Origin of the sequence: Inquilinus sp. 2KB_23, assembly GCF_052115705.1 — a bacterium.
GTDB lineage: Bacteria > Pseudomonadota > Alphaproteobacteria > DSM-16000 > Inquilinaceae > Inquilinus > Inquilinus ginsengisoli_A.
The window spans coordinates 99,464-120,259 of sequence record NZ_JBFRHF010000003.1; the positions used below are offsets into that span (position 1 = coordinate 99,464).

Annotated in this window: 20 protein-coding genes; 6 read left to right on the top strand and 14 right to left on the bottom strand. The window is 68.0% G+C overall.

The genetic code is table 11. The features are described from left to right. Positions 1 to 74 precede the first annotated feature (74 nt). Positions 75 to 659 carry a histidine phosphatase family protein gene (locus tag AB4112_RS04645; RefSeq protein ID WP_441717395.1) on the bottom strand — a complete coding sequence of 195 codons (585 nt, stop codon included), beginning with the start codon at positions 657 to 659 and terminating at the stop codon, positions 75 to 77. A gap of 148 nt (positions 660 to 807) precedes the next feature. On the opposite strand from AB4112_RS04645, the gene AB4112_RS04650 reads away from it, so the two are divergent. The 3 genes from AB4112_RS04650 to AB4112_RS04660 all read left to right on the top strand — a co-directional run bounded on the left by AB4112_RS04650 (position 808) and on the right by AB4112_RS04660 (position 5,766). Continuing rightward, positions 808 to 1,686, top strand: a complete 879-nt coding sequence (locus AB4112_RS04650; RefSeq protein WP_441717397.1) for a polyphosphate kinase 2 family protein — start codon at positions 808 to 810, stop codon at positions 1,684 to 1,686. Between the two features lie 77 nt (positions 1,687 to 1,763). After that, positions 1,764 to 4,082 carry a glycoside hydrolase gene (locus tag AB4112_RS04655; protein WP_441717399.1) on the top strand — a complete coding sequence of 773 codons (2,319 nt, stop codon included), beginning with the start codon at positions 1,764 to 1,766 and terminating at the stop codon, positions 4,080 to 4,082. Positions 4,083 to 4,173: 91 nt separating this feature from the next. Continuing rightward, a complete protein-coding gene (locus tag AB4112_RS04660; RefSeq protein WP_309795807.1) occupies positions 4,174 to 5,766 on the top strand; it encodes an ABC transporter substrate-binding protein in 1,593 nt (530 codons plus the stop codon). 38 nt (positions 5,767 to 5,804) lie between these two features. Here the strand turns inward: AB4112_RS04660 and AB4112_RS04665 are convergent, their stop codons facing one another. Continuing rightward, complete coding sequence (locus AB4112_RS04665; RefSeq protein ID WP_309795808.1) at positions 5,805 to 6,824, bottom strand: GIY-YIG nuclease family protein; 1,020 nt, start codon at positions 6,822 to 6,824, stop codon at positions 5,805 to 5,807. Positions 6,825 to 7,111: 287 nt separating this feature from the next. Continuing rightward, positions 7,112 to 7,405 carry a hypothetical protein gene (locus tag AB4112_RS04670; protein WP_309795810.1) on the bottom strand — a complete coding sequence of 98 codons (294 nt, stop codon included), beginning with the start codon at positions 7,403 to 7,405 and terminating at the stop codon, positions 7,112 to 7,114. On the opposite strand from AB4112_RS04670, the gene AB4112_RS04675 reads away from it, so the two are divergent. Next, positions 7,400 to 8,638 (top strand): cytochrome P450, encoded by a 1,239-nt coding sequence (locus tag AB4112_RS04675; protein ID WP_309795811.1) that lies wholly within the window; start codon positions 7,400 to 7,402, stop codon positions 8,636 to 8,638. The two genes, AB4112_RS04670 and AB4112_RS04675, sit on opposite strands and share 6 nt — an antisense overlap. Before the next feature lie 9 nt (positions 8,639 to 8,647). Here AB4112_RS04675 and AB4112_RS04680 read toward each other — a convergent pair whose 3' ends face one another. From AB4112_RS04680 to AB4112_RS04710, 7 genes are all read right to left on the bottom strand, one after another. Beyond that, complete coding sequence (locus AB4112_RS04680) at positions 8,648 to 10,426, bottom strand: ABC transporter ATP-binding protein (protein WP_309795812.1); 1,779 nt, start codon at positions 10,424 to 10,426, stop codon at positions 8,648 to 8,650. Positions 10,427 to 10,511: 85 nt separating this feature from the next. Continuing rightward, positions 10,512 to 11,462 (bottom strand): acetamidase/formamidase family protein, encoded by a 951-nt coding sequence (locus tag AB4112_RS04685; RefSeq protein ID WP_309795813.1) that lies wholly within the window; start codon positions 11,460 to 11,462, stop codon positions 10,512 to 10,514. Continuing rightward, positions 11,452 to 13,074, bottom strand: a complete 1,623-nt coding sequence (locus AB4112_RS04690) for an ABC transporter substrate-binding protein (protein WP_309795815.1) — start codon at positions 13,072 to 13,074, stop codon at positions 11,452 to 11,454. Before AB4112_RS04690 ends, AB4112_RS04685 begins: the two co-directional genes overlap by 11 nt. 34 nt (positions 13,075 to 13,108) lie before the next feature. Then, complete coding sequence (locus AB4112_RS04695) at positions 13,109 to 14,029, bottom strand: ABC transporter permease (protein ID WP_441717403.1); 921 nt, start codon at positions 14,027 to 14,029, stop codon at positions 13,109 to 13,111. Beyond that, positions 14,029 to 14,877, bottom strand: coding sequence for an ABC transporter permease (locus AB4112_RS04700; protein ID WP_309795819.1), 849 nt, complete (start codon positions 14,875 to 14,877; stop codon positions 14,029 to 14,031). Before AB4112_RS04700 ends, AB4112_RS04695 begins: the two co-directional genes overlap by 1 nt. 4 nt (positions 14,878 to 14,881) lie before the next feature. Beyond that, entirely contained in the window at positions 14,882 to 15,475 is a 594-nt protein-coding gene (locus tag AB4112_RS04705; protein WP_309795820.1) for an ANTAR domain-containing response regulator, read from the bottom strand. 2 nt (positions 15,476 to 15,477) lie between these two features. Next, positions 15,478 to 16,647 (bottom strand): transporter substrate-binding domain-containing protein, encoded by a 1,170-nt coding sequence (locus AB4112_RS04710; protein WP_441717406.1) that lies wholly within the window; start codon positions 16,645 to 16,647, stop codon positions 15,478 to 15,480. 264 nt (positions 16,648 to 16,911) lie between these two features. Here AB4112_RS04710 and AB4112_RS04715 point away from each other — a divergent pair, with 264 nt between their 5' ends. Continuing rightward, positions 16,912 to 17,121 carry a hypothetical protein gene (locus AB4112_RS04715; protein ID WP_309795823.1) on the top strand — a complete coding sequence of 70 codons (210 nt, stop codon included), beginning with the start codon at positions 16,912 to 16,914 and terminating at the stop codon, positions 17,119 to 17,121. An 8-nt stretch (positions 17,122 to 17,129) separates the two neighbouring features. Here the strand turns inward: AB4112_RS04715 and AB4112_RS04720 are convergent, their stop codons facing one another. Next, positions 17,130 to 17,615, bottom strand: a complete 486-nt coding sequence (locus AB4112_RS04720; protein WP_309795826.1) for a Pycsar system effector family protein — start codon at positions 17,613 to 17,615, stop codon at positions 17,130 to 17,132. A gap of 202 nt (positions 17,616 to 17,817) precedes the next feature. On the opposite strand from AB4112_RS04720, the gene AB4112_RS04725 reads away from it, so the two are divergent. Continuing rightward, the gene (locus tag AB4112_RS04725; RefSeq protein WP_441717408.1) at positions 17,818 to 18,657 is read left to right on the top strand and encodes a helix-turn-helix transcriptional regulator; all 840 of its coding nucleotides are present in this window, start codon (positions 17,818 to 17,820) and stop codon (positions 18,655 to 18,657) included. Between the two features lie 15 nt (positions 18,658 to 18,672). Here the strand turns inward: AB4112_RS04725 and AB4112_RS04730 are convergent, their stop codons facing one another. From AB4112_RS04730 to AB4112_RS04740, 3 genes are all read right to left on the bottom strand, one after another. After that, positions 18,673 to 19,362: a hypothetical protein gene (locus AB4112_RS04730; protein ID WP_441717410.1), complete on the bottom strand. Its 690-nt coding sequence runs from the start codon at positions 19,360 to 19,362 to the stop codon at positions 18,673 to 18,675. 71 nt (positions 19,363 to 19,433) lie between these two features. Next, on the bottom strand, positions 19,434 to 20,060 hold the full coding sequence (locus AB4112_RS04735; protein WP_441717412.1) for a glutathione S-transferase family protein: 627 nt from the start codon (positions 20,058 to 20,060) through the stop codon (positions 19,434 to 19,436). A gap of 13 nt (positions 20,061 to 20,073) precedes the next feature. Continuing rightward, positions 20,074 to 20,718, bottom strand: a complete 645-nt coding sequence (locus AB4112_RS04740) for a glutathione S-transferase family protein (protein ID WP_441717414.1) — start codon at positions 20,716 to 20,718, stop codon at positions 20,074 to 20,076. Between the last annotated feature and the right edge of the window lie 78 nt (positions 20,719 to 20,796).

Consider the following 20,796-nt stretch of genomic DNA (forward strand, 5'->3'; position numbering starts at 1 on the left):
AGCGATTCCGTCGACGCCGGGAAGAAGATCGCGGAATACTTCTCAAGAACCGGTCGCAATGGGCTGTTTTGCCGTCATTGTGAATCGATGCTCCGCCAGACGTGCAGCAGCCGGCGGCCGGTGATCTCGAAGGCGTAGCGGTTGCCGCCATTGCCCGGCGGCTGGTCGGCATCGCGGCCGATCGGCCGATCCAGGAGATGGCATAGATACAGGGCGCCGACGGCGCCATGCGAGACGATGGCGATGTCGCCTTCGGCCGGTGCCCGGCGCAGCACCTCATCGACCGCGGCGACGATGCGGGCCTGGGCGTCGACCGCCCGCTCCCAGCCGCGCACGCTCTCCTGCGGCCGGGCGAAGAAGGTATCGGCCATCGCTTCGAACTCGAGCTTCGGCAGATAACCGGTTGACGAACGGTCGTTTTCGCCCAGCTCTGCGATCTCAGTGACGGGCAGGCCCAGCGCGTCGGCCAGGATCGCCGCACCGTCGATCGCCTTGCGCTCGGTGCTGCAGAACACGGCGCGGAGATCGGCCACCCAGGGCTGTTGCAGCACCCCTCGCATCCGGGTCCGGCCGCGCTCCGACAGCGGCCAGTCCGGCACCGGCACCGCCGGGTCGATCGCCACATCGGGATGGGTGATGAAATGGACGGTCTGCGGCATCGGCTCCCTCGGATCTCGCGTGCGTCTTCCATGATCCCCGATCACCGGTCAGCGCGCCATCGGGCGGCGAACAAACGCCGCCATCGATCGTTGTGGACCGCACGCGCCCGGATGCGACAGGCTGGGCGCAACGCAGCGGGAGGGGACGATGGTCAAGCTGGACAAGCTGGCGAAGCGCTACCGGATCGACGACGGTGACGGCTTTCGCCTCAAGGACTGGGATCCCGCCGACACCAACGGCCTGGACGACAAGGATGCGGCGCAGGAGGCGCTGGTCCAGAGCGTGGCCAAGCTGGCCGAGATGCAGGACATGCTCTACGCCCAGGACCATTGGTCGGTGCTGCTGCTCTTCCAGGCGATGGACGCGGCCGGCAAGGACAGCACCATCAAGCATGTGATGTCCGGGGTGAACCCGCAGGGATGCCAGGTCACCGCCTTCAAGCAGCCTTCGGCGCAGGAGCTCGACCACGACTTCATGTGGCGCACCACCGCGAATCTGCCGGAGCGCGGGCGGATCGGCATCTTCAACCGGTCCTACTACGAGGAGGTGCTGGTGGTCCGGGTGCATCCGGAGATCCTGGCCAACCAGCGGCTGCCGCCGAAGCTGGTGACCAAGAAGATCTGGAAGGAGCGGTACGAGGACATCAACGCCTTCGAGCGCTACCTCGCCCGCAACGGCACCCTGGTGCTGAAGTTCTTCCTCAACGTATCGAAGGAAGAGCAGAAGAAGCGCTTCCTGGCCCGGCTCGACGAGCCGGAGAAGCACTGGAAGTTCCAGCCCAGCGACGTGGCCGAGCGCCAGCACTGGGACGCCTACATGAAGGCCTATGAGGAGATGATCCGGGCCACGGCGACGCCGCAGGGCCCCTGGCACGTCATCCCGGCCGACAGCAAATGGTTCACCCGGCTGGCGGTGGCCAGCGCAGTGGTCGAGGCCATGCAGGGGTTGGACCTGCACTACCCCAAGGTCGACCCGAAACTCGGCGACAAGCTGAACGCGGCGCGGACGGCGCTGGAGAACGAATAGCCGCGACACGGGCGGCTTCCGGACAGCCCTATAGCTATTTAATATCAAGTTGTTATGGTCGTTTTCTGAGAGATGAAATGAAGTTCCCGAAGCCGGTGGCGATCGTGCTGGCGCTGCTCCCGCTATGCATCGCCGCGTCCACCAGCTTCGCCCGGGCCGCCGATGGCGGCCCGGTCACGCTTGCGGTCCCGGCCGGCACCTTCGCGATCGACCCGGCGACCCTCGCGGTGTCGCTGCGCACCGCCGATGGCGCGGAGTTGACGCTGGCCGCACCGGCCTTCGCCCCGGCGCGGGTGACCGGCCGGACCGACCATGGCTGGCACCTGGTCGCCGGTGACGACGGCTTCGCTGTCGAGGCCGGGGTCGAAGGCGACGCGCTGCGCCTGTCGATCCGCTCCGACCGGCCGGCGACCCTGGCCTGGCCGCAAACTGCCGACCCCGCCGGCATCACCGCCTATGCCATGCCCTTCGGCGAAGGCAGCTACGTCCCGGCCGACGACCCGGCCTGGCTGGACTGGCTGGTGCGGCGCTACGAGCCCGGCAGCCTGGCCGAGGCGCTGTCGATGCCGGTCTGGACCGAGCTGCGCGGCGACCGCTCGATCAGCTGGATCGTCGAGACCCCGTTCAACACCGGCTTCGGCATCGTCGCGGCAGCGGGCCGGCCGCGGCCGCAACTGACCCACGACTTCACCCGGTTGGCGCCCGGCGCGCCCTATGTGGTGCGCATCGTGCCCGGCCCCGCCGACCCGCTGGCCGGCGCGCGGGCCTATCGCGCCTGGCTGCAGGCGACCGGCGCCTTCGTTCCGCTGGCCGACAAGATCGCGGCACTGCCGGACACCGCCAGGCTGGGTGGTGCGCCGCACATCTACCTCTGGGGCAAGGGGCCGCTGAAGCCGGAGGACGTGCTGCAATGGCGCGCCTTCGTCCGGCTGTTCCAGCAGAAGAAGGCCGACCCCGCCCATCTCGCCGGCCGGCTGTGGCAGGGCTTCGACGCCGACACCCGGGTCGAGTTCGAAGGCGCGTTCAGGGATGCCGCCGGCAGCGCCGGCTTCGTCGCGCCCTATCGGCGGGCGGCGCTGGTCCGGGCGGTGAATGACGGGCTGCACCGGGCCGTGCCGATGGCGGCGGTCGATCCGTTGCCGGGCGGGCACGATCCGGCCGCGGAGGCGGCCTGGGCCGCCGGACCGATGCGCGCGGCCCTGGTCGACGCCTTCGGCCCGATGCTGGCGCCGCCGCAGCGCTGGGGCGGCGGGCTGTCGCTCGACACCGTCACGGCGCTGCAGAAGGCGGGGCTGACCCGGGCCTGGCTGGGCACCGAGGATTGGCGCGACGCGCTGTGGCACCCCGAGGCGGTCGCCGCGGCCAAGGCCGCAGGCTACCTGGTCGGGGTCTATGACAGCTATGGCAGCGCCCACCCACCGGATCTGGTCGAGACCTGGCCGACGGCACAGATGGGCGCCGACCTCGCCGCCGCCGGCTATCGCGGGCTCGACGGCAAACTGGCCACCGGCTTCGCCGGCCGCGGCGTCTATGTCAGCGCGACGGCGGCGGAGCCCTATGCCCGGCGGCGGATGGCGGCGGTGGCCAAGGCGGCCGGGCTGGACAGCCTGTTCCTCGATGTCGACGCCACCGGGTTGGCGTTCGACGACACCACGCCCGGCCGCGAGACCAGCGCGGCGCTGGATGCCGAGGTCCGCCGCCGGCGGCTGGCCACTGCCGCGTCGCTCGGCCTGGTGGTTGGCAGCGAGGGCGGGTCGTCGCTGTTCGCGGCGCAGATCGCCTTCGCCCATGGCATGACCACTGTGCCCTTCGCCTGGATGGACCCTGACATCAAGGACAAGCGGTCGCCCTTCTACCGCGGCAACTACTGGCCGCCCGAGACGCCGTCGCTGTACTTCACCCCGGTGCCGCTGAAGCCGGCGATCGCCCGCGTCGTCACCGATCCGCGCTTCCGCCTGCCGCTCTACGAGATCGCGCTGCACGACAGCGTGGTGACCACCCATCACTGGGAATACGGCTCGCTGAAGTTCTCGACCGAACGCGACGCCACGGCACTGCTGCAGCTGCTGTACGCGGTGCCGCCGCTGTACCACCTGAACGCCGCGGTGCTGGACCGCGACCTGCCCCTGATCGCCGCCTATGACCGGGTGTTCCGGCCGCTGCACCAGCGGCTGTTCACGCAAGCGATGACCGGTTTCGCGGTGCTGTCGCCCGACCGGCTGCTGCAGCGCTCGACCTTCGCCGACGGTACGGCGGTCACGGTCAATTTCGACGTCAAGGCGCGGCCCCTGCCGGATGGCGCCACGCTGCCGGGCCGCTCCGCGCGCATCGCGTTGCCGGACCAGCCGCCGCAGACGGTCGAGATCGGCGCGATCCTCAAGCCGCCGGCAAAATAGGCGCATCCGTCAAACTGTGAGCGAATCCGCCTAGTCGTCGTCGCGCCGCCGACCTACCATCGGACCGCCCGACAAACAGGGGGTGCACACAATGAAAACAACCATTCGCGGCCTGGTGGCCGCGATCGTGATCGGCTGTGCCGCGGCGCTGCCGGCGGTGGCCGAGACGCCCAAGGACACGCTGGTCCAGGCCTACCGCATCGACGATATCATCACGCTCGATCCGGCCGAGGTGTTCGAGTTCTCGACCAGCGAGTACGTCGCCCAGGTCTATGACCGCCTCATCTACTACAACGCCAAGGACCCGGCCCATTTCACCCCCGGCATCGCCGAGAGCTGGACGGTCTCGGATGACGGCACGACCTACAGCTTCAAGATCCGCGACGGGGTGAAGTTCCAGTCCGGCAACCTGCTGACGGCGGAGGACGCGGCCTTTTCGCTGCGCCGCGCCATCAAGCTGAATTTGGGGCCGGCCTTCATCATCGGCCAGTTCGGCCTGACCGCCGACAATGTCGACGGCATGGTCACCGCGCCGGATGCGCGGACGCTGGTGTTCAAGACCGACAAGGCCTACGCGCCCAGCTTCGTGCTCAACTGCCTCAGCGCCACGGTCGGCGCGGTGGTCGATTCCAAGCTGGTCGAGGCCAACGCCAAGGACGGCGATTTCGGCCATGGCTGGCTGAACACCCATTCGGCCGGCACCGGCGCCTACAAGCTGGTGACCTGGAAGCCGAATGAGAGCCTGGTGCTCGAGCGGTTCGACGACTACTGGCAGGGCAAGCCCGGCTTCCGCCGGATCTTCTACCGCCATGTGCTCGACCCGACCTCGCAGCTTCTGCTGCTGCAGAAGGGCGACATCGACATCGCCCGCGGCCTGACCGGCGAGCAGATCGAATCGCTGAAGTCGAGCCCCGACATCACGCTGCAGGAGGTGCCGCGCGGCGCCATCTGGTACCTCGCGATGAACACCCTGACCGAGCCCTTGAAGAAGGTCGAGGTCCGGCAGGCCCTGAAGTACCTGATCGACTACCAGGGCATGGCCAACAGCTTCATGAAGGGCAGGGGCGTGCTGCAGGAGCATTTCCTGCCCAGGGGCTTCCTCGGCGCGCTGGACGACCAGCCGTTCTCGCTCGACGTCGCCAAGGCCAAGGCGCTGCTGGCCCAGGGCGGCTATCCCGACGGCTTCAAGATCACCATGGACGTGACCGACGGGTCGCCCAACCTCGACATGGCGCAGTCGATCCAGTCGACCTTCGCCAAGGCCGGGGTGGAGCTGCAGATCATCGCCTCGGACGACAAGCAGCAGACCAGCCGGATCCGTGCCCGCAAGCACGAGACCGCGATCGGCCGCTGGGGCCCGGACTACCAGGACCCGCACACCAACGCCCAGACCTTCGCCATGAATGTCGACAACGGCGACAACCCGCCGATGAAGACCTCGGCCTGGCGCAACGCCTGGGACATTCCGGACCTGACCAAGGAGACCGCGGCCGCGGTGCTGGAGACCGACACCGCCAAGCGCCAGGCGCTGTACGAGGCACTGCAGCGCAAGGTGGAGCAGACCTCGCCCTTCGCCTTCATGTTCCAGCAGGTCGAGGTGGTGGCGGCCCGCAAGAATGTCCAGGGCCTGATCTGGGGCCCGGGGACGGAGAACGACTTCTTCTGGCAGGGGAAGAAGGAGTAGGGGCAGAGGCCGGGTCCGCTGTGGCGGACCCGGCCTCTTCAATTTCTGGGCGACTTACGGAACCGGCTCCAAAACTGGGCTTCCCGGGTCTCGGGGTCCGGAGCTTCATAGGCGGCGGTGACGAGCGCGGAGCAGTGCGATCGGCTGAAGTTCGTCGGCCCCTTGTTCATCAGTCGAAGATTGAACAGGCGAATGCTCCTGGCGATGTCCTCGTCTCGGAGAATTCGCAGCGGATCATCGTTCCAAAAGGCATGGAGCGATATCTGATCGGATCCGCCTGGCTTGTAGTGGAAATCATCAAACTCTGCGTCTATACGCCGAGCGACTCGCGAAAGGCCACCAGGGGCTGCCTCCAGGGGCGATCTTGCGCATCGGAGCCAAATTTCCGCATCCTCGCCGTCGCCTGCAACCCACATCACCTCTTGCCAAAACAAGTTGAGACGGTAGAGGGACCCCGGTCGTTCCTTTGTGCCGTTTCCAAGAGCGGTGAGTGACCAGAACGATATTTCCGAGCTCTTTGGAGATGGAATGAGATTATTTATATAATATTGCAGGAATGATAGATGTGGATCAATTGTACATATCTTCAGAAGCTTGTCGAACGATCGCAGTGACCGTGCGTCGATTGCTGCATCTTGAGCGCGATTGACGCTTCCGTTTTCCTTAAGCTTACGATCAAGCCAGAGATCTTGCTGGTCCTTAGGCATGATCGCTTCGAAGTCAGACCCGGGCTGAGGAATGCTGGTGAAGGTAACATTCCTCAAGCCAAAGCCGGCGCGCTCCAGGCGATAGATTAGCGTGCGTTCGCTCTGATCGAGTTCGGATTTTTTGAGTCTTTGGAACCTGATCGTCTTGATGTCCTGGTGAATTTTTCGGTGCTGTCCGTACCGACGAACTACGTCCGTGGCTTTTCCTACATAAATCTCATTATTTTGGAACTCCATAATATAGATTCCACATCTCCTGCTTTTCTTGAACAGATCCGCGACTGAAGGGCGATTTTCGACTTCATGTGCGGGCGTAAAATTCAGATCGCCTATATGATCTACGAGAAGCATAATTCGGCCATCTCCGATGGTAGGAAAGAAGGTAATAGAAATAAAGTGTCCGAAATTCATAGTATGATGAAATTAATTTGAAGTAAATTCACCAAGCGCGAACGGTCGCCGTCGCGACCGGCCAGCATCGGATATGCCGTTTCCCTCTCTGTCATTGCCCGGCTTGACCGGGCAATCCAGGGGCCACCACGAGCCGCTCTGACCGCCCCTGGATGCCACGGTCAAGCCGTGGCATGACAAGGAAGGGAAGGGCCGACGACGGACGGCCTCTCCGCCTGAAGAGAGCCCTATGCCGCCTCTCTGGCCACCATGTGCCCGCCGACGACATCGGCCAGGTCGACAGGAACGGGCTGGTACCCGATCGGCCGCACCGGGCTCGGCACCTCGCCGGACAGGCGCTGGAAGCGGATGAGCGCCCTGCCGATACCGGCCCTCCAGTCCGATCCGGCGGCCTCGGCCGTGCTGCCCCCTTCAAGGTCGAGGCGCAGCCTGTGACGGCTGTAGCGAAAAGGCCGGGCCTGGACATGCCCCTGTAATCCGGTTGCGCGATGGTCCTCCAGATCTTGGAGGTGCTTATGCAAACCCGTCCTGGTGACGCCCCTACGGCCCTGATCTCCGCGGACCGTGATCTGCCGGTCCTCACGGAGGAGCAGTTCAGCGACGACCCGCATGCGACGTTCCGGTCCTACCGTGCCGACCATCCCGTCGTCGCTCACGAGGCCGGCAGCTGCTTTGTGCTGCGCCTGGGCGATATCGAGCGCCTCAGCAAGGATCCCCGCCTCGGGGCCACCGGGACCGCGTTTCCGAAGATGTTGGGCGTTGTGGATGGAGCGCTGTTCGAAAACTTCGAGTACGGCATGCTGACAGCCAATGGCGATGTGCATCGCCGGCGGCGAGCCCCGTTCTCACGGACATTCGCAGCCCGCACCATGGCCGAGCTTCGACCCTTGATCCGGCAAGCGGCGGAGGGGCTGATCGAGGAATGGCATGCGGCCGGACGTGTCGAGTTCGTGGAGCATTTCGCATCTCGACTGCCAGCACTGGTGATCAGCGATATCCTGGGGTTGCCGCGGGCGGACATCCCGACCTTCACCCGGCACGTCTATGATGCGACCCGCTTCATCAGCCTCAGCGTCCGACCCGAGGACATCCCGGTGGCCGAAGAGGCGACGCGGCAACTGCTGGAATACGCAAAGACCATGCTCGACGACAGGCGTCGGCAGCCTCGCGACGATTTCCTGTCGAGGTTTTTGGCCGCGGCCGATGAAGCCGGGGAGCTGTCGCCACTCGAGATGCTGTACCAGATCGTCCAGCTGATCATCGGCGGCACGGATACGACCCGGGTGGCCATCGTCATGCAGGTCTCCCTCCTGCTGCAGCACCAGGAGCAGTGGGACGCGGTCTGTCGCGATGCTGCGCTGATCCCCGCGGCGGTGGCGGAGAGCCTGCGATACGAGCCCAGCGTGGCATCGACCGGGAGAATGTCGGCCGAGGACATCGAGGTCGACGGCGTCGTGATCCCGGCCGGGAGGCTAATCGCCTTGTCGGCCATGTCCGGCATGCGCGACGAACGGGTCTATGCCGACCCCGACGTGTTCGACATCCATCGGACGGTGCCGACGCGCCTGCATCCGGTGTTCGGCGGCGGCGCGCATCGCTGCATCGGCGAGGCCCTGGCCCGGATCGAGCTGGAGGAAAGCCTGGGCGCGCTGGCCGCCGCCATCCCGCAGCTCCGGCTGGAGGTGGCGCCGACGATCCGGGGCTACACCGGCATCCGCCGCGTCGACCACATGCACCTGTCCTGGAGGGTATAACCCTCGCGGTCAGGCCGCCTCCCGCGCCACCAGATGGCCGCCGCCGACATCGGCCAGGTCGACATGGACCGGCTGGTACCCGACCGGCCGCACCGGGCTCGGCACCTCGCCGGAGAGGCGCTGGAAATGGTCCCGGCGGCGGCGCGGGTCGGCGATCGGCACCGCCTGCATCAGCGTCCGCGTGTAGGGGTGGCGCGGATCCTCGAAGATCTGCCGCCGCGTCCCGGTCTCGACGATCTGGCCGAGATACATCACCGCGACCCGGTGGCTGATCTGCTCCACCACCGCCATGTCGTGCGAAATGAAGAGATAGGCGAGGCCGAGATCGGCCTGCAGCTCGTGCAGCAGGTCCAGCACCTGGGCCTGGACCGAGACGTCGAGCGCCGAGACCGATTCGTCGGCGACGATGGCCTTGGGCGACAGGCTCAGCGCCCGGGCGATGCAGATGCGCTGGCGCTGGCCGCCGGAGAATTCATGCGGGTGGCGGTGGCGTAGCTCCGGCGCCAGCCCGACCCGGCGGAACAGCCATTCCACCCGGTCGATCAGCTCGGCGCCCTTGGCCAGGCCATGGATCACCAGCGGTTCGGCCACCAGTTCGCCCACGGTCATGCGCGGGTCGAGTGAGGCGTAGGGATCCTGGAACACCATCTGGATGTTCCGGCGCAGCGGCTTCAGGGCGGTGGCGTCCAGCCCGGCGGCCTCGACCCCGTCGATCCGGATCGATCCCTGCCAGCCGACCAGCCCCATCAGCGCCTTGCCGGTGGTGGACTTGCCGCAGCCGCTTTCGCCGACCAGGGCCAGCGTCTCGCCCGGCGCGACGGTGAAGGACAGCTTCTCCACCGCATGCACGCGCTTGACCGTGCGCTGCAGCAGCCCGCCGGCGATGTCGAAGCGCACGGTCAGGTCGCGGACCTCGATGGCGGCATCGCCCGATGCCGCGGCCGGCGCGGCGGTCGCCCGCAGCGGCGCGTCGCGGCCGGCCATCTGGCCCAGCTTGGGCACGGCGTCCAGCAGGCGGCGGGTGTAGTCGTGCTGCGGCGCCTCGAACAGCGGCATCACCAGCCCGCTTTCGACCATCCGCCCCTGATGCATCACGATCACCCGGTCGGCCACTTCGGCCACCACGCCCATGTCATGGGTGATCAGCACCAGGGCGGTGCCGAACTGGCGCTGCAGGTCGCGCATCAGCTCCAGGATCTGGGCCTGGATGGTGACATCAAGCGCCGTGGTCGGCTCATCGGCGATCAGCACCTTGGGCCGGCAGGCCAGGGCCATGGCGATCATCACCCGCTGGCGCATGCCCCCCGACAGCTCGTGCGGGTACTGCGTCAGCCGGCGTTCCGGCTCGGCGATGCGCACCGCCTCCAGCGCCTCCAGCGCCAGCCGCCGCGCCTCGCCGCCATCGACGCGGCGATGGGCGCGGATGGCCTCCTTGATCTGGCGGCCGACCGACATGACCGGATTCAGGCTGGTCATCGGCTCCTGGAAGATCATCGCGATCTCGCCGCCGCGCACCCGCCGCATCTGCCGTTCGGGCAGGGCCAGCAGGTCGCGACCCTCCAGCAGCACCTGGCCGCCGGCGACCCGCGCCATCGGCTGCGGCAGCAGGCCCATGATCGACAGCGAGGTCATCGACTTGCCGCTGCCCGATTCCCCGGCGATGCACAGCGTCTCGCCGGGGTTCAGGTCGAAGCTCAGATCCTCGACCACCAGCCTCGGCCCCGCCGGCGTCGCCACCTGGGTGCTGAGGTGGCGGACGCTGAGGAGGGGGGTGTTTCCCGCAGTCACGATTGTAAGCCAGGTTTCTGCGTAGTCTCTCCCGCCTGGCGGGAGAGGCTACGCGGCAGCTCTTTTTCGAACGGCAGCTCGATCATCATTCGAAGACGATGCGCGGGAAGTAGAAGGACACCACCCAGTTCGGCTGGTCGACGATCTCGCTGATGCGCAGGTCGCCGCAGACCGAACACAGCATGTAGGCGTCGACCGGCGCCATGCCACGGGTCCGGCACAGCAGCTCGACCATCTCGGCGACGGCGATGCGCGCCCCCACCATCAGGTCGGGGCCGATGCCGGTCGTCACCTCATAGCCCTTGGCGTCGAGATGCCGGGTCACCGGGCCCGGCGTGGTGAAGCGCGGCATCTTCAGGTTGGCGCCCTTCACCAGCTCGAGCGTCAGCGTCACCTTCATCGGGCTTTCGATGGCGGTGCCGCAGACCTCGCCGTCGCCCTGGGCGGCATGGGTGTCGCCGATCGAGAACAGGGCGCCCGCCACCTCGACCGGGAGGTAGAGGGTCGCCCCCGTCGACAGGTCGCGGATGTCGAGATTGCCGCCGACGCGGCGCGGCGGCACCACGGAATGCAGCCCGGGTTCCGCCAGCGCCACGCCGATGGTTCCGGCGAAGGGCTTCAGCGGCACCTTCGCCAGGGTCGAGAACAGGGCCGGCGCCAGTGTGTCGGCCTGATAGTTCCAGACATGCAGCGCCGGGTCCTTGAACTGGTCCGCCAGCAGGCCGAAGCCCGGGATGTTGGCGGTCCAGCCGAAGCCGGAGGGCGCGTACTGGTCCAGCGTGATCTTCAGCGCGTCGCCCGGCTGCGCCCCGTCGACGAAGATCGGCCCGGTCGTCGGGTTGATCCTGCCGAAGTCGAGCGTGGCCACGTCGGCCACCGTGCTGGAAGGCGTCAGCTGGCCGGCCGAGCTGTCGAGACAGTCGAACTCCAGCGTGGTGCCAGGCGCGACCGTAGCCGCCGGCGGGAACGACCGGTCCCAGCCGAAATGGTGGTGCGCGCCGTGGATGGTGTGGTGGTGGTGCGGCTTACTGGACATCTTTGGCGTACACGTTGTCGTAGTTGACCGGGATGTGGACGGGGTCGACGAACAGCGTGTCGTCACCGCCCATGCGCGCGGACCGGATGGTGTAGCGCTGCTCGTTGAAGATCGGCGCCCAGGGCGCGTCCTTCATCACGTCCAGGAAGATGTCGCGCCACTTGGCCTCGCGCTCCGCCGTCTTGGCCGGGTCGGCGATCGAATCCGCCTCGGCCGCGCGCTTGTCGAGATCGGCGTTGCAGTACCAGGACCAGTTCCAGCCGCCCGGCACCGCGCCGCCGCAGCCCAGGATCGGGCCGTAGAAGTTGGACGGGTCCGGGAAGTCCGCGATCCAGGCCATGCCGCCGGACCAGATCATGGTCGACTGCTTCTCGTCGCCGCCGGCCGCGATGACATTGGCCTGGGCCAGCGACTTGATCTCGGCCTTGATGCCGATCTGGGCGAGGTCCTGCTGGATCGCCTGGGCGATGCGCGGCTGCGGGTCGGTGTTGGCGACATAGAGGTCGGTGGTGAAGCCAGAGCCCTGGCCGGCGTCGGCCATCAGCTTCTTGGCGCCCTCGACATCGTAGGCGTAGCCCTTGTAGTCCGTGGCGTAGCCGGGCATCGACGGCGGCAGCGGCTGGCTCGCCGGCTTGGCGCGGCCGTTGATGATGCGGATGATGCGGTCCTTGTTGATCGCCATGTTCACCGCCTGGCGCACCCGCACATCGTCGAACGGCTTGGCCTTGACGTTCATGGTGACGTAGCCGGTGTGCAGCTGGCTGCCCTGGATGATCAGGCCCTTGTAGGTCGGGTCCTGCATCACCTCGAGGAACTTGGCCGGCGGGATGCCGTCGCCGGCGATGTCGACCTCGCCGCGCTGCAGCCGCAGCAGCGCCACCACCGGTTCCTGCCCGACCTCGAACACGATCTTGTCGAGATGCGGCAGGCCCTTGTGGAAATAGTCGGGGTTGCGCTCGAACACGATGCGCTGGCCCAGCGTCCACTCCGCCAGCTTGTAGGCGCCGGTGCCGACCGGGTGCTTGCCGAAGTCCGCGCCGTACTTCTCCACTTCTTCCTTCGGCACGACGTGCGAGAAGTTCAGCGCCATCTTGTGCAGGAAGGGCGCGTCCGGCCGGGTCAGGTGGAAGACGACGGTATAGTCGTCCGGCGTCTCGATGCCGCTCAGCTCCTTGGCCTTGCCGGTGGAGACGTCGGCGAAGCCCTGGATCGAATCGAAGAAGCCGGCGCCTGGGCTCTGGGTCTCCGGCTGCACCACGCGGTTCAGCGAGTATTTGACATCGGCGGCCTTCAGCTCGCGGCCATTGTGGAACTTGACGCCCTGGCGCAGCTTGAAGGTGTAGGTCTGGCCGTCGGGCGAGACCGTGAAGCTCTCGGCCAGATCCGGCACCAGGTCGGTGGTGCCCGGCTTGTAGTCCATCAGCCCGTCGAACAGGCTCTTGATCATCGACCAGTTCTGCCAGTCGTAGCCGATGGCGGGGTCGAGGGTGGTGACGTCGTCCTTGTAGGTCACCGTCATGGTGCCGCCCGGCTTGATGTCCTGGGCCATCGCAGGTGTGGCCAGAGCCAGGGTGAGGGCGGCGGCCCCGGCAAGCAGCAACGACTTCAGCATGAAACCTCCTGTGGTTCGGCGCGGGCTTTGTCCGTCACCGTAGCTTGATCCGTGGGTCGATGAACGGGGCGATCAGGTCGGCCAGCAGGTTGCCGATCACGATGGCAACGGCGGAGACCAGCGTGACGCCCATGATGATCGGGATGTCGATGCGCTGGATCGCCTGCCAGGTCAGCTGGCCGATGCCGGGCCAGCCGAACACGGATTCGACGACGACGATGCCGCTCATGAACAGGCCGATGTCGATGCCGATCATGGCGACGATCGGCAGGAAGGCGTTGGGCAGGGCATGGGCCAGGGCGACGCGCCAGACGCCCAGCCCCTTGGCCCGGGCGGTGCGCACATAGTCCTGGCGCAGCACGTCCAGCATCGCCGACCGCATCATCCTGGAATACCAGCCCGCCCCCAGGAACCCGAGCGTGAGCGAGGGCAGCACAAGGTGCGAAAAGGTGCCGTAGCCGCCGATCGGGAACCAGCCCAGCTGCACCGCGAAGATGTAGAGCAGCAGAATGCCGACCACGAATTGCGGCGCCGAGACGCCGACGAAGGAGGTCAGCATCAGCGCGTGGTCGGTGACGGTGCCGCGCCGCAGGGCTGCGATGATGCCCATGGTCAGGCCCAGCGCCAGCTCGCAGGCGATGGCGCCGACCATCAGCAGCAGGCTGGCCGGGAGGCGGCTCATGATCAGCGTCGCCACCTCGGTCTTCTGCAGGTAGGATCGGCCGAGATCGCCCTGCAGCAGCCCGCCGAGATAGCGCAGATACTGCACATGGAACGGCTGGTCGAGGCCGAGCTGGGCGCGGATGTTCGCCACCACCTCCGGCGTCGCGCTGCGCCCGGCGATCTGCCGCGCCGGGTCGGCCGGCAGCAGGTACAGCAGCACGAAGGTCACCAGGCTGACGCCCAGCAGGATCAGAAGGGTCTGGACCAGGCGGCGGAGCAGGTAGGCGGCCATCAGTGCCGGCCCTTCTGCGTCGGGTCGAGGATGTCGCGCAGCGCGTCCCCGACCAGGTTGAAGGCCAGGGCCAGCAGGATGATGGCGGCGCCGGGGATGAACACCAGCCAGGGGGCGGAGGAGAAATAGGTCTGGTTCTCGAAGATGATGTTGCCCCAGCTCGGCGTCGGCGGCTGCACCCCGATGCCGAGGAAGGACAGCGTCGCCTCCAGCAGCACCGTGGTGGCGATGCCGAGCGTGCCCCAGACGATGGTGGTGGAGACCAGGTGCGGCAGCACATGGCGGACCAGGATGCGGGTGCGGGAGGCGCCGAGCCCCCATTCCGCCTCGATGAAGTCGCGCTCCGCGATCGACCGGGTCTCGGTGTAGATGATCCGGGCGATCTGCACCCAGTTCACCATGGCGATGACCAGCGCTACGATCCACAGCGACGGCTTGAAGATCGCGGCCAGGACGATCGCCAGCAGCAGGGCCGGGAAGGCCATCATCAGGTCGGTGAAGCGCATCATCGCGGCGCCCAGCCAGCCCCCGAAGAAGCCGGCGACGACGCCGAAGAAGGTGCCGATCAGCACCGCCGCGCCATTGGCGACGACGCCGATGATCAGCGAGGTCTGGGCGCCGTAGACCAGGCGCGAGAACATGTCCCGACCCAGCAGGTCGGTGCCCATCCAGAACTTGCCATCGGGGGGCAGGGGGGCGCCCTCCAGCGTCAGCCCGTCGAACATCTGGTCGTCCGGCGAGAACGGTACGATCCAGGGCGCGAAGATCGCGGCACCGACGATCACCAGGATGACCGCCAGGCCGAACAGGGCCAGCTTGCGGCGCAGCAGCTGTCTCAGGACCGGCATCGCCTCAGGCGCCCCGCCGGCCGGTGGCCGGGCCGGACGCGCCGGCGGCAAGGTCCAGGCAGTACTCCTCGATGCTGCAGCGCTGCCGCATCGCCGCGCTGCGGATCTCGCGGAAGGCATCCGCCTCGTCCAGCCCGCGCTGCGCCATCAGCGCCAGGATGGCACGGACCACCACGGGGCGCAGCCGCAGCCGGGTCTCCAGATCGGCGATCCGGGCCTCCCAGGCGCGGCGTTCGGCGAAGCCGTGCTCGGCGATCACCAGGGCGCTGAACACGCCGCCGGAGGCGACCGGCTTCAGCAGATGGGCGGTGGCGCCTTGGGCCAGCACCCAGTCCAGCCGGCCCGGCGCCTCCGACCCGATCAGCGCGACCAGCGGCATCGGCGGTGCCCCGGCCGGCCACGGGAATTGTCCGTCATGGGCGGTGTCGGCGTCGAACAGCACGAAATCGGCGGCCAAGTCCGTCGCGGTCAGGTCGGGCCAGGCGGTGCGGGCGGCGATGCCCAGCCGCTCCAGCTGGCGCAGCACGGCGTCGACGGCGGCATGGGGCCGGTGCAGCACCACGGCGCTGCGGCCGCGGAAATTGGGGGTGGTGGCCATGGTCACTTCACCCGCTTCAGGCGCGGCCGGGCGGCACCGCGGACGCTGCGGGTCAGGGCCGCGGCGTCGAAATCGACGAGATAGGGGTCGGGCGCGACCGGCGCGGCGGCGCTGTCGACCAAGGCGAAGCCGCCATCCGCACCGATCCGGCCGAGATGCGGGGTCAGCGCCGCATGGTTGGTGCGCCGGTCGATCGACAGCCGGCCGAGCGGGGTGTCGAAGCGGCGCGCATGCAGGATCGGGCGCACGGCCTCCGGCGCGTCGGTGCCGGCCTCGCGGATCGCCTCGGCCAGCATCCGCACCGCGGTGTAGCCGCCGGCAAGGAAGGCGGAGGAGCGGCGGCCGGCGCCGAAGCGCCGCCGCAGCCGCTGGCGGAAGGCCTGGTTCTCGGCGCCGTCGACGCCCTCGAAATAGATCGCGCTGCTGAGATGCCCGGTGCCGGCCGGGCCGATCAGCGCCAGCTCGCATTCGGTCAGGTTGCAGCTGACGATCGGCCGCCGCTCCGGCGCGAAGTCCGGGTCGGAATCGGCCAGCGCCCGGTAGGCCCGGAAGAAGGCGTAGCTGGACGGGCCGATCAGGTTGTTGAGGACGAAATCCGGCCGCTTGTCGCGGATCTCCTGGACCAGCCGGCCGACCTCGGTGCTGCCGATCGGCAGGTAGCGTTCGGCGAGCACCTCGCCGCCACAGGCGCCGATCAGCTCGCGCGCCACGCGGTTCACCTCCCAGCCCCAGATGTAGTTCGACCCGACCAGCGCGGCGCGGGTGCCCCAGCGCGGCAGCACATGCTGGAACAGCGGCACGATGTGCTGGTTCGGGCAGGCGCCGGTGTAGATCACCGCCTCGCTGCTCTCGAACCCCTCATAGGGGCAGATGTACCACAGCAGGGCGTCATGCTTCTCGATGGTCGGCAGCACCTCCTTGCGCGACAGCGAGGTGATGGTGCCGACGATCTGGCGGCAGCCGGCCTCGCGGATCGCGGCCTCGCACAGCGCGTGGTAGCGGTCGATCACCCCTTCGGGATTGGCGGCGAAGGGCGTCAGCGCGAAGCCGAAGCCGGGATCGGCATTGACCTCGTCCAGCGCCATCAGCGCGCCGTCCAGCGCATCGCGGCCGATCGCGCCATAGGGCCCGGTGGTGGAGTAGAGAAGACCGATCGCGTAGCTCGTCCGCACCGTGCTGCCTGTCCCTGTGCCCTGAACGCACAAAGCCCCATGCCGCACCGTCGCTGGTGTGCGGATGGGGCTTCGTTGCCGCTCCTGCCCCTTCGGGCAAGAAGATTTCGTGTAGTGTTTCCCAGGATACGGGGCGCGCCGGTTCTGTCAATCGCGCTGCAACATAACGCCGATGCAGGGGCGATCATCAGGCCTCTTCCAGATTCCCGAATATGAGATAATATCTCCCATATGAGAGATTCGCCGCCATCACCGACCTCCGCCATGCTCGGCCACAATGGTGGGCCGCCGCTGGAGGAGCATCCGGACTCCGCGGCCTCGTGGCGGCACTATTGCTGGAAGAAGGCCCATGCCGCCGCGTGGAAGACGCCGCCGCGCGAGATCGCGCTGCGCCGCCTGGCGCGGGCGGAGGAGCTGGGCATGACCTATCGCGAATACACCGCCGTGATCCTGGAGACGGGCAAGCATCTCTAGCCGCGAGATCAGCTCGTGGTCAGCAGGGTGACGTAGCAGAGGATGACCACGGCCAGGCAGCGGAAGGCGTAGCTGACGAAGCGGTACTTGATGCAGCAGATCGCCGAGAGGTTGCGGGCGTTGGCGGTGTATTCCGCGGCGATGAAGCCGGGATCCGCCCGATGGGCGGCATGCTCCAGCCGCTCCCCGGCCTCCGGCCAGGCGGCCCAGTACAGCGACACCCCGCCATTCCGCCTGCGCGGCAGCAGCACCAGCGCGACGCAGACCAAAGCCGTGCTCAGGGCCGCGACCAGGATCAGGCACAGGCCCCATTTCGCCGATGGGAACGGGACGTCGCCGGTCCAGGAGAACACCTTGCGCATCTCCGGCGACCAGGCGACCAGCGCGATCAGGAAGGTGAAGATATAGGCCGCCTTCTGGTCGGCGCTCCGGATCTGGTCGTGGAAGGTCTGGTTGATGGTCTTGAGGTAATCGATGTGATCGGACGCGGTCATCGGCGGCTCGAAACAATGAACTGATCAAAATCGTGGATCGCCGTTCGGGAGTAGGGGCCCAGGGCGGAAAACACAAGCGGCCTTCTTGTGGCAGGTCGGACCGGCAGGCCGCGGGCCGGGTGTTCGGCAGGTCCCGTGGGCACCGCAGGGGTATCCTGTTAAAGTGGTCTCCTATCCTGGTATAGATCGCGACGGCCTGCGCATGCCTTCCCCGAACGACAACCGGCTCGGCGACTATCTGAGGAACCGGCGCACCAAGCTCGACCCGGCGTCCTTCGGCTTCTCCGGCCGCCGGCGGACGGCAGGGCTGCGCCGGGAAGAGGTGGCGCAGCGCGCCAACATCAGCGCGACCTGGTACACGTGGCTGGAGCAGGGCCGCGGGGGCAACGCCTCGGCGGATGTGCTGGACCGCATCGCCAAGGCGCTGATGCTGACCGAGGTCGAGCGCGAGCATCTGTTCCTGATCGGCCTCGGCCGCCCGCCCGAGGTCCGCTATCGCGGCAACGATGCGATCACGCCGCGGCTGCAGCGGCTGCTCGACGCCATGGCCTATAGCCCGGCGATCGTCAGGACGGCGGCCTGGGACGTGGTCGCCTGGAACCGCGCGGCGGCCGCCGTGCTCACCGACTACGGCGCCCTGCCGCCGGAGAAGCGCAACGTCCTGCGCATGATCTTCTGCGATCCCCGAATCCGCGCCGCGCAGTTCGATTGGGACAGCGTTGCCCGCTTCGTGGTCAGCGCCTTCCGGGCCGATGCCACCCGTGCCGGCGCCGCGGCCGAGGTGCAGCCGCTGGTCGACGAGCTGTGCCGTTCGAGCCCCGAATTCGCGACAATGTGGCGCGACAACGAGGTGCAGACCCATGGCGACGGGGTGAAGCGCCTGCACCATCCCGTGCTCGGGCCGATCACCATGGAGTATTCGGCCTTCGCGGTCGACGGGCGGCCGGATCTCCAGATGATCGTCTACAACCCGGCGACAGCGGCCGATCTCGAGCAGGTCAGGTCCCTGATCGGGCGGGCGGCGGCCATCGCCGCTGAGTGAAGTCGAGGCCACCGCCTATCCCGGGCCCGGCTTCGCGGCGGCGGGCTTCGAGACCGGGCCGGTCACGATCTTCAGCCGCGCCAGGTCGTCATGGCTGAGCCGGCGCATCGCTGGGTCGGCGAAGGTGCGGAAGGCGAAGTCGGCGCTGGCGCCCATCCGCAGCGCGTAAATGCCGATATAGACGTTCCAGATCTCCAGCGACGTCTCGGTCTGCTCGCGGTCGAAGGCGGGGTCGGTCGCCCGCCACCGCCGGATCATCGGGCGGTGGATGCCGAACACGCCGGAGGTCACGCTGCGCCGGATGCCGCCGAGGAAGGCGATGGTGCAGGCGGAATAGCAGTCGGACAGCTGGGTGGTGATGCTGCCGTCGGGGTTGCGCAGCTTGGCCCGGCCGACCGTGGTGTCGAAGCCGCCCTCTCGCATCATCTGGCCCAGCCGCATGGCGAAGGCGATGAAGCCGCCGAGGGAGTTGAGGCGGACCAGCCGCGGCGCGTCCGGGGTCCGCGCCAGGAACTCCTGGAACCGGTCGGGCGTGCCCGAGTCGATCTCGCCCTCGGCCAGGATCCAGGTGCAGCTGGCGCAATCCACCGCCGGGCCCTGGAGGCTGAACTGCATCGGCCGCGCCGCCGCGGGCAGGGCGAAGGCCCCCAGCGCCAGCCAGGCCAGCAGGACGGATCGGCGGAGGGGGCGATCGAAGGTCGTCATCGCTCGGCGCAGGGTCGATCGCACCAGCTTAGGGCGAAGCCGGCCTTAACGGAACCGGATCCCGCCGCCGCTCAGTCCAGCTTCACCGCCAGCCCCCGCTGCACGCCCGGCCGGGCCAGCAGCGCCTCGTACCAGCGCTTCACCTGCGGGAAGTCGGCGAGGTCGACGCGGTGGCGCTCATGCCGCCAGGCCCAGCCGAGGATGGCGAAATCCGCCACCGACAGCGGCCCGGCCACGAACTCGACCTGGGCCAGCCGGCGGTCCAGCACGCCGTACAGCCGCCGCGTCTCCTTGCTGTAGCGCTCGAGCCCGTAGCGGCGGTCGGCCTCGTTCTCGACCGTCAGGAAATGGTGCACCTGGCCCGGCATCGGGCCGAAGCCGGCCATCTGCCACATCAGCCATTCCAGCACCGGCACCCGGCCGGCGAGGCCGGCGGGCAGGAACCGGCCGGTCTTCTCGCCGAGATACAGCAGGATGGCGCCGGATTCGAAGACGCTGATCGGTGCCCCGGCCGGACCGTCCGGATCGACGATCGCCGGGATCCGGTTGTTCGGGCTGATCCGCAGGAACTCCGGCGCGTGCTGCCGGCCCTGGGTGATGTCGACCGGATGGACGGTGTAGGGCAGGCCCATCTCCTCCAGGGCCACGCTGATCTTGCGCCCGTTGGGCGTGTTCCAGCTGTGGAGCTCGATCGTCATCGGGGCCGGCCTTTCAGGTCAGGGCCGGGGCGACGAAGCGGCGATGGCCCTCGCGCTCCGCCAACCCGGCATGCCAGCGCGCCAGCTGCGGCAGCTCCGGCTTGGCCACGCCTTCGACGCCGTACCAGCGGCGGACATAGGCGCCCAGCACGATGTCGGCGAGGGTGAAGACCTCGCCCTCGAGGAAGCGGCGGCCGGCGAGATGGGCGTCGACGATCCGCCACAGCCCCGCCACCTCGTCCGCCGCCTTTCGGATCGCGGCCATGTCGCGCTCGGCCGGCGGGGTGCGGACCAAGCCCCAGAACACCGGCCGCTCGGCCGGCTGCAGGGTCGACAGGGTCCAGTCCAGCCAGCGCTCGACCCCGCCGCGGGTCCTGGGATCCGCCGGGTACAGCGTCGAGCCGGCGCCGTACTGCAGGGCGAGGTAGCGGATGATGGCGTTGGATTCCCACAGCACGTAGTCGCCATCCGCCAGCAGCGGGATCTTGCCGTTCGGGTTCATCGCGAGGTAGTCGGCCCCGGTGTTGACGCCGAACTGCAGGCCGGCATCGACCCGCTCATAGGCGAGGTCGAGCTCCTCGGCGCACCACAGCACCTTCTGGACATTGACCGAGTTGACCCGGCCCCAGATCCGGATCTGGGTTTGGATGGACGGCACGGCGGGCCTCCCCGGTTGCGGTGGGAACTGTACGGACCGTGGTGCCGCGAGGTTACGCCGGCGGCAAGGGCGGATTGC

Excerpts from the sequence above, each read along its gene's own strand:
- AB4112_RS04645 (WP_441717395.1), bottom strand. The coding sequence starts at position 659 with ATGCCGCAGACCGTCCATTTCATCACCCATCCCGATGTGGCGATCGAC.
- AB4112_RS04650 (WP_441717397.1), top strand. The coding sequence starts at position 808 with ATGGTCAAGCTGGACAAGCTGGCGAAGCGCTACCGGATCGACGACGGT.
- AB4112_RS04655 (WP_441717399.1), top strand. The coding sequence starts at position 1,764 with ATGAAGTTCCCGAAGCCGGTGGCGATCGTGCTGGCGCTGCTCCCGCTA.
- AB4112_RS04660 (WP_309795807.1), top strand. The coding sequence starts at position 4,174 with ATGAAAACAACCATTCGCGGCCTGGTGGCCGCGATCGTGATCGGCTGT.
- AB4112_RS04665 (WP_309795808.1), bottom strand. The coding sequence starts at position 6,824 with ATGCTTCTCGTAGATCATATAGGCGATCTGAATTTTACGCCCGCACAT.
- AB4112_RS04675 (WP_309795811.1), top strand. The coding sequence starts at position 7,400 with ATGCAAACCCGTCCTGGTGACGCCCCTACGGCCCTGATCTCCGCGGAC.
- AB4112_RS04685 (WP_309795813.1), bottom strand. The coding sequence starts at position 11,462 with ATGTCCAGTAAGCCGCACCACCACCACACCATCCACGGCGCGCACCAC.
- AB4112_RS04690 (WP_309795815.1), bottom strand. The coding sequence starts at position 13,074 with ATGCTGAAGTCGTTGCTGCTTGCCGGGGCCGCCGCCCTCACCCTGGCT.
- AB4112_RS04695 (WP_441717403.1), bottom strand. The coding sequence starts at position 14,029 with ATGGCCGCCTACCTGCTCCGCCGCCTGGTCCAGACCCTTCTGATCCTG.
- AB4112_RS04700 (WP_309795819.1), bottom strand. The coding sequence starts at position 14,877 with ATGCCGGTCCTGAGACAGCTGCTGCGCCGCAAGCTGGCCCTGTTCGGC.
- AB4112_RS04705 (WP_309795820.1), bottom strand. The coding sequence starts at position 15,475 with ATGGCCACCACCCCCAATTTCCGCGGCCGCAGCGCCGTGGTGCTGCAC.
- AB4112_RS04715 (WP_309795823.1), top strand. The coding sequence starts at position 16,912 with ATGCTCGGCCACAATGGTGGGCCGCCGCTGGAGGAGCATCCGGACTCC.
- AB4112_RS04720 (WP_309795826.1), bottom strand. The coding sequence starts at position 17,615 with ATGACCGCGTCCGATCACATCGATTACCTCAAGACCATCAACCAGACC.
- AB4112_RS04725 (WP_441717408.1), top strand. The coding sequence starts at position 17,818 with ATGCCTTCCCCGAACGACAACCGGCTCGGCGACTATCTGAGGAACCGG.
- AB4112_RS04730 (WP_441717410.1), bottom strand. The coding sequence starts at position 19,362 with ATGACGACCTTCGATCGCCCCCTCCGCCGATCCGTCCTGCTGGCCTGG.
- AB4112_RS04735 (WP_441717412.1), bottom strand. The coding sequence starts at position 20,060 with ATGACGATCGAGCTCCACAGCTGGAACACGCCCAACGGGCGCAAGATC.